The organism is Mangrovibacterium sp., assembly GCF_059905295.1.
Map to the genome: position 1 here is coordinate 1 of NZ_JBZQJF010000212.1, position 7,960 is coordinate 7,960.

The 7,960-nt window shown below is 41.0% G+C and carries 4 protein-coding genes; 2 read left to right on the plus strand and 2 right to left on the minus strand.

What is annotated here, in order from left to right; all coding sequences use genetic code 11:
* Positions 1–14: 14 nt before the first annotated feature.
* The gene (locus AC37HE_RS11145; protein WP_500782919.1) at positions 15–980 is read right to left on the minus strand and encodes a CobW family GTP-binding protein; all 966 of its coding nucleotides are present in this window, start codon (positions 978–980) and stop codon (positions 15–17) included.
* 75 nt (positions 981–1,055) lie between these two features.
* Positions 1,056–2,093 carry a tRNA (adenosine(37)-N6)-threonylcarbamoyltransferase complex transferase subunit TsaD gene (gene tsaD / locus AC37HE_RS11150; RefSeq protein WP_500782920.1) on the minus strand — a complete coding sequence of 346 codons (1,038 nt, stop codon included), beginning with the start codon at positions 2,091–2,093 and terminating at the stop codon, positions 1,056–1,058.
* A gap of 396 nt (positions 2,094–2,489) precedes the next feature.
* On the opposite strand from tsaD, the gene AC37HE_RS11155 reads away from it, so the two are divergent.
* Positions 2,490–6,584, plus strand: coding sequence for a translocation/assembly module TamB domain-containing protein (locus AC37HE_RS11155; protein ID WP_500782921.1), 4,095 nt, complete (start codon positions 2,490–2,492; stop codon positions 6,582–6,584).
* 125 nt (positions 6,585–6,709) lie between these two features.
* Positions 6,710–7,960, plus strand: a 1,251-nt coding sequence (gene nhaD, locus AC37HE_RS11160) for a sodium:proton antiporter NhaD (RefSeq protein ID WP_500782922.1), incomplete at its 3' end; no start/stop codon positions are given.

The window sequence follows — 7,960 nt, forward strand, 5'->3', positions numbered from 1 at the left end:
GGGGAAATATGGTTCTACTCATTTTCCAAATAATGCGTTAGCTCGTAAACAACACGTTCGTGATCGATATCGCTTCCGATAAAAACCAGCGTATTGACAGGCTCTTCGCCAGGTTCCATGAAAGATCCATCCATATAAGAAACAGCTCCGCCAACAGCCTGGACAATCGTTTTAAAAGGAGAATTTTGAGCACTTAAAATTCCCTTGACCCGGTAGATTTCCCGCTGATTAATGGCTGCATAATAGTTAAACCAGTATTTAAACCGGTCCAAATCGATAAAACCTGTAAACTGATGGGTGAAAGTGCTGTATTTCTTCGATTCAACCAGGCGAAACATCACGGGTTGCAAAAGTTTTTCTTCAATTCGACCACTCACCTTTTCGCTAAATTCCTCCAGTGAAAAATCAGATAAAACGCCAAAATCCGTGTGCGAAAGCAGCGCCGAATTGTTATAGGCTAACAACTGTCTTTCCAATGAAGACAAGCCCTTCGCGTCGATTTCGCTTGTTTTATTTACAATCAGCAGATCACTTAAAATCACCTGCATCTGCTGTTCATTAGTCACCAATTGTTTCTCGAAATTTTGGGCATCCACCAGACAAATGCTGCCCTGAAGTTCAAAACGCTCCCTCAAATCATCATCGTCGAAAAAAGGACGAATAACATTAGCCAGGTCGGCAATACCTGTTGTTTCAATCAACAGGAAATCCAGTTCACCAGCTTTATCTGCCAGATCGAGCAAGGTTAGCGAAAATTCGTTTGAAATAGTACAGCAGATACAACCGTTACTTAAATCGAAGATATTCTCGGCACGCATCCCCACAATTAGATCCGGATCGATCGACTTTTCACCAAACTCATTTTCGACCAGGGCCAACTTCAAATGCTGGTGATTTTTAATTACTTCGTTGATGAAAGTTGTTTTCCCGGCACCTAAAAATCCGGTTACAAGGACCACCCGAATTTTATGTTTCTCCATTTTCGTTTGCTTTAGATAATTTTAGTCTTCAGCTTCAAATCACAAATTCAAAAACTGAAAAAAGAGAACAGCTTATTATTCTTTGATGTTCATTCGTGCGAAAGGAACGGCCTCCTGACCTATAAACTCACCTTTCAGGTATTTGTAATGACCGGTCATCGCAATCATGGCAGCATTATCCATGGTAAAAGCAAACTTCGGAATAAAGAGGTTCCAGTGGCGTTTCTTTGCCTCTAAACGCAGGGCATTTTGCAAACCGGAATTTGCCGAAACCCCGCCAGCAACGGTCACTTCGCGTATACCTGTTTCTTTGCAGGCTTTAATCAGCTTCTTCATCAAAATATCGATAATCGTCCTTTGTAATGAAGCACACAAATCCGCTTTATTCTCTTCAATGAAGTTTTCATTCTCCTTCAATTGGTCACGCAGAAAATAAAGAAAGCTTGTTTTCAATCCGCTAAAACTATAATCAAGATCCTTAATTTGCGGTTTTGCAAACTGAAAGGCATCCGGATTTCCTTCTTTGGCCAGTTTATCAATCAGCGGACCACCCGGATAAGGCATCCCCATCACTTTGGCACACTTATCGAAAGCCTCGCCAGCAGCATCGTCAATCGTTTGGCCAATAACTTCCATCTCAAGGTGATCTTTAACCAGGATAATCTGCGAATTTCCCCCACTCACCAATAAACACAAATGCGGAAATTCAGGCGAACGATTTTCAGCACCCTCTTCTTTCAAAAAATGAGCTAAAACATGCCCTTGCAAGTGGTTAATCTCAATCATCGGAATGCCGGCAGCCAATGCGTAACCTTTCGCAAATGAAGTCCCAACAAGCAGCGAGCCCAACAAACCAGGTCCACGAGTAAAGGCTACAGCCGATATTTCTTTTCGATCGATACCGGCTTGTTTGATCGCCTGATCGACCACAGGAACGATATTTTGCTGGTGTGCACGCGATGCCAACTCGGGAACAACACCGCCATAAGCTTCGTGAACTTTCTGACTGGCAATAACATTCGACAACAGATAGCCATTCTTTAATACGGCAGCAGAAGTATCATCACAGGATGATTCAATTCCGAGTATTATTATATCCTTTTTCTGATCCATAATTTTTTGGTACATTTTTAGCACAAAACTTCACCTGAGGGACTTAAGAATCCGCCGATTTTAGTTTATTTTGCGTCTAAATAAGGGGACAAAATTATTAAAAAAACACTCAAAATAACAGTTTGGTTTATCGGAGTATTATTACTGCTCCTTCTTTCAACTTATCTGGCATTCCAAACCAGTGTTGTTCAAACTTTTGTCGTTCATAAAATCACAGAAAAGCTTAGCCGGGAGCTGGAGACCAAGGTTAGTATAAAGCGTGTTGACATCTCTTTTTTCAATAAAGTTGTATTAAAAGAAGTTTATATAGAAGATCAGCATAAAGATACCCTTCTCTTTATCGACGATTTAATTGCCAATATCGATGTGCTGAACTTCAATAAAAGAACACTCAATTTGTCATCGGTAAGTCTACTGGGAACGAAATTTTTCATCTCAACCGACGAAAATCATCTGCCCAATTATAGTTTTTTACTGGATCATCTCCGAAAGTCCTCCGCAAAAAAAGACTCGACAGCCTGGGGTATAACTTGTCAAAATTTCCTGTTCGACAAAGCACAGGTTGGTTATTCCTATTATCGTCAAAATGACCGTAAATTAATCGATTTGAGAAACATTCATCTCGACGTATCCAATATAGCACTTGAAAAAGATTCCATTTACTTCCGCATAAATCACCTGAACCTTGATGATAATAAATTACTAAAGCTGGAAGATTTAAGAGCTGATTTTACGTCGAAGAAAAGATGGATAAAAATCACAAACATTCAAGCAAGAACGAACAAGTCGACCATCTCGAAGGCTAACTTACTTTTGGACCAACGAGCACTTAAGGCGGGAGATGATTTCAGCAACACCAGCATTGATCTGAAATTGGAAAGTTCAATCATCAACCTGGCAGACCTGGGGAATTTTATACCTGAACTGAAAACCACGAACCAAAATTTTGAGTTTTCCGGGCACCTTTTCGGGAAAATAAACGAATTAAAAGGACGAAACCTGAGCCTGAAAGCCAGTCAATCAACAGCAATCAACTGTAACTTTTATCTCAACGGGCTTCCCGATTTGAAAAACACATTCATACAAGTTGATTTGGCTAATTCGTCCGTTGATTTCAAAGATATTTCAGGCCTCATACAATCGAACAGCACGATCGCTGAAAACCCGGATATTACATCAATTTTAAATGAAGCTGGCGTTATCCGCTATAACGGTAATTTTACCGGCTTTTTGAACGACTTTGTAGCTTATGGAACAGTCCGGTCGGCATTTGGCCGAATTGACACCGACCTGTCTTTTAAACCCGAAGATAGCGACCATCAACAGATCGACATTAAAGGACACATTCGAACTATTAATTTCGACATTGGGAAACTAACGCAAACGAAGCAATTGGGGAAACTCACCTTTGCCGGTCAGGTAGATGGAAGCTACAATCCCTCAAAAGAGGCCTATAATGCTGCCGTCAACGGGAAAATTGACAGTATCTCGGTTTACAATTACAAATACAAAAGCATCCTCTTAGATGGCTTAATGCAAGATCATAAATTTGAAGGGAAAGTGTCGATTGACGATCCCAACCTGAATTGTTCTTTTAGCGGTAAAATCAATACCGACAAAGATTCCTCGGCCTACGACTTTCAGCTCCTGCTAAACAAAGCGAACCTAAGGGCACTGAATCTGGATAATAAGCACGAAAAATCAGATTTATCGATGCACATCAATGCCAACTTCACAGGTAATAATATTGATGAGATAAAGGGTCTAATTGCTGTTGATGATGGAAGTTATATTTACGACCAAGACACAGTTCTTTTGAATAGCCTATCAGTTCAAACAAGCTCTGGCAACCAAAATTCATTAAAATTAAATTCCGATTTTTTGGACATTGCAGTTGATGGAACATACCAGTTTAATCAGCTTCCGCAAAGCTTGGAAAATGTGGTCCATAGCTTTCTTCCTTCCAGCAACACAACATATGTGGAGACCAGCGGGAAAAATAACTTTTCAGTAGATGCTGAAATTAAAGATATGGAACCGGTTTTACGGATTTTCTATCCGCAGTTGCGAATGAGCAACGGCTACCTCACCGGAACAATTAATGAGGTTCAAAACAAGATTGACCTGTATTCGGAGATCTCGAGTGTACAGTACAAGAATCTGGCCGTTAAGGGTTATTCACTTTCCGTACACAGCGGAGAAAAGCTGGAATTCAAAAGCCGGGCCGACGAACTTAATTATGCAGATCAGGAACAGTTGTACAACCTGGCTTTACTGGCTTCGGCTAAAGATGACGAGATGCAAACCAAGTTTGTATGGAACAATTACGATGTGCTAACCTACAGCGGAGCTGTGGAATCGAATATCTCCTTTAGCCAGAAACCGGATGGGCAAAAACATGTCGACATCCGCATTGATCCAAGTAAGATTTATGTCGCCGACACCCTCTGGCAAATAAGCCCGGCAGCTATTGCAATCGATTCAAGTCGAATTGAAATCGATAACCTGATGCTGTCCAATAAAAATCAGTTTATTTCATTCAACGGAGTTGTCTCCAACAACGAAGATGACAAAGTTGATATGAGAATTAACCAGTTCAAACTGGATAACTTAAACCTATTAACCAATAGTGAAAACAAGCTAAGCGGAACACTTGACGGAACGATCAGTTTCATCGACTTATATAAGCGGCCCCTCTTTCTGTCGGATGTTAAGCTCAACGATTTTCGGTACAATGACATTTCGGCGGGCAACATTTCACTGTTGAGCAAATGGGACCGCCCTTCTCAGTCTATCCAGTCGGAGTTGATTGTTGAAAACGAAACGCGCCAAACGCTCTATGGGTATGGTAGCTATTTCCCGTCAAACGATAGCCTTGATTTTACTATTGATGCTGACGGGCTCTCCCTGGCTTTACTGAATACAGTTATGGGCGATAGCTTTCAGAATATACATGGGAATGCAACCGGAGAGTTGAAATTAAAAGGCGGCTTAGACAAAGTGCTAATGTATGGCGACATCCTGGGAACCAACGCCGGGCTGGCTTTAAAATATCTGCAGGTGAGCTATTATTTTACAGACACAGTAAAATTCCGTGGTGATTCCTTGATTTTCGACAATATCACCATTCATGATTTTGAAGGACATACAGGAATTTTTAACGGATCAATCCGCCATGATAACTTTTCCAACATGGATTACAACCTTAGCATTCGGTCGAATGATTTACAGGTTATCAATACAACAGCCCAGATTAATCCACAGTTTTATGGGAAAGCCTATGCAAACGGGCTTGTAAAAATCACCGGACATGGCGTAAATGTCTTTATTGACGGCAACGCCCGCTCCTTAAGCCAAACGGCCTTAAATATCGCACTCGATTATGAAGAAGAAGCACAGGAGTATGATTTTCTTCGTTTTGTCAGCCACAAATCCGAAGAAGAAAAATCCATTTTCGTCCATAACCCGGAGGATAAATCTTCGGTAAACATGAATTTCAACTTAACCCTGACGCCGGAGGCCCGTTTCCAATTGGTTTATAACTCCAGCATAGGCGATGTTATTCGGGCACAGGGGAACGGCAATCTTCAGCTCAAAATTGATCCGGACTTCAACATCCAGTTATTCGGTGATTATATTGTTGACCGGGGTGATTATCTGTTTACACTAAAGAATGTTATTAACAAACGGTTCGAAATAGAACAGGGCGGGAAAATACAGTGGAATGGCGATCCGTACGATGCCAACATTGATATTAACGCAATTTACCGACTCAAAGCATCATTGAATGAGTTATTCGTCAATTCTACGGATAATGTCGATTATACACAGCGGGTTCCGGTTGTTTGCCGCATCTCCTTAAAGAATAACCTAAACAGCCCGGACATTGCTTTTAATATTGAATTTCCATCGACGGAAGACCGGATTAAAGAAGAAGTCAAACAATTTATGAGTACCGATGAGGATATGAATAAGCAAATTCTTTCGCTACTCGTCATGGGACGATTCTACACACCGGAATATTTACGCGGCAGCTATGAGGCTCAAAACCCGAACCTGGTTGGTACGACTGCCAGTGAATTATTCTCTAACCAACTTAGTAACTGGTTATCGCAAATTAGTAACGACTTTGATATTGGCGTAAACTATCGTCCCGGCAACCAAATTACCGACGACGAAATCGAGCTTGCCCTGAGTACCCAGTTCTTTAACGACCGGGTGACGATAAACGGCAACATTAGCAACAATACCAATCAAACAGGAACAACGACCAGCAACAGCAATAGCAGTTTTATCGGCGATTTTGATGTAAATGTTAAACTGACGAATAACGGTAAACTACAGCTTAAAGCCTACAACCATTCGAATAACAACATTATTTACGAAACCTCTCCCTACAAACAAGGCATTGGATTGAGTTATCGGGAAAATTACGATACATTTAAGGAGTTGTGGCAAAAATTCTTAAAACTTTTCCACAAGAAAAAGTAAGAAAAAACTAGCATTATGTCACTTTTACACTTGTTTTGTTTCTAAAATCATAGCATATGAGCTAGGTTCTTATATCTTTGAATTGAAATATTAAACTCAGTTAAATTAACCAAAATCTCTAGAGTATGTTTGTATTTATGGTTGTGGTGTTTGTTTTGGGCTATTTTGCAATTGCTCTGGAACACCCGTTAAAAGTAGACAAAGCGGCGTCTGCTCTAATCATTGGAACTTTATGTTGGGTCGTTTACATCATTGGTGCCAAGGAAATTTTCTCACTCGGCTTTAGTCCGGCATGGGAGGAGTTTTCTAAGGAACATGGCATTTGGCTGACCATTCAGGCAGCGCACGAATTTATTGTTGAATACGAAATCATTTATCATTTAGGCGAGATCGCCGAAATACTTTTCTTCTTGCTGGGAGCCATGACGATTGTTGAAATGGTGGACCAACACAATGGTTTCAAAACAATTACCGATCGAATAAGAACAACCAACAAAGTAAAACTATTATGGATTCTTAGTTTCCTGACTTTCTTCATGTCAGCCCTTCTGGATAACCTGACAACAACGATTGTTTTAGTAGCCCTTTTACGTAAGCTGATCGATGACAAACAAACCCGGTGGTTTTTTGCCAGTATGGTTGTTTTGGCTGCAAATGCCGGTGGTGCTTGGTCACCAATTGGCGACGTTACAACAATCATGCTGTGGATTGGAGAGCAAGTTACAGCGGCTAAAATTGTAGAGGGCGTACTGCTTCCCAGTATTATTTGTATGGTAGTACCATTAGCAATACTAAGTTTTACCATGAAAGGGAATGTCTCTCGCCCTGTAATCGAAGATGAGGAAAAAGGCTTAACAACCCCAAGAGAACAGATACTAATGTTGATTCTCGGGGTTGCAGGACTCTTATTTGTACCGGTTTTCAAAACGACGACTCACCTACCTCCATACATGGGGATGTTGCTTTCACTGGGAATAATCTGGGTAATTTCTGAAATTCTGCATAAAGACAAGGATGATGAAATCAAGCACAGACTGAGGGTTACTGCCGTATTACGGAAAGTAGATGTACCAACAATTTTGTTCTTTTTAGGAATCCTTTCAGCGGTTGCTGCGTTGCAATCTGCCGGACATTTGCACTTGCTTTCACAGGTCTTAGATCAACATCTGGGTAATATCTTCCTAATCGATTTAGCAATTGGTATCCTTTCGTCAATTGTCGACAACGTTCCGTTAGTAGCCGGAGCTATGGGTATGTACCCTATTGCCGAAGCCGGAACCACAGGTTATATGGCAGCCTTCGTACAGGATGGTGCTTTTTGGGAATTTCTGGCTTATACTGCCGGAACAGGTGGCAGTATGCTGATCATCGGATCA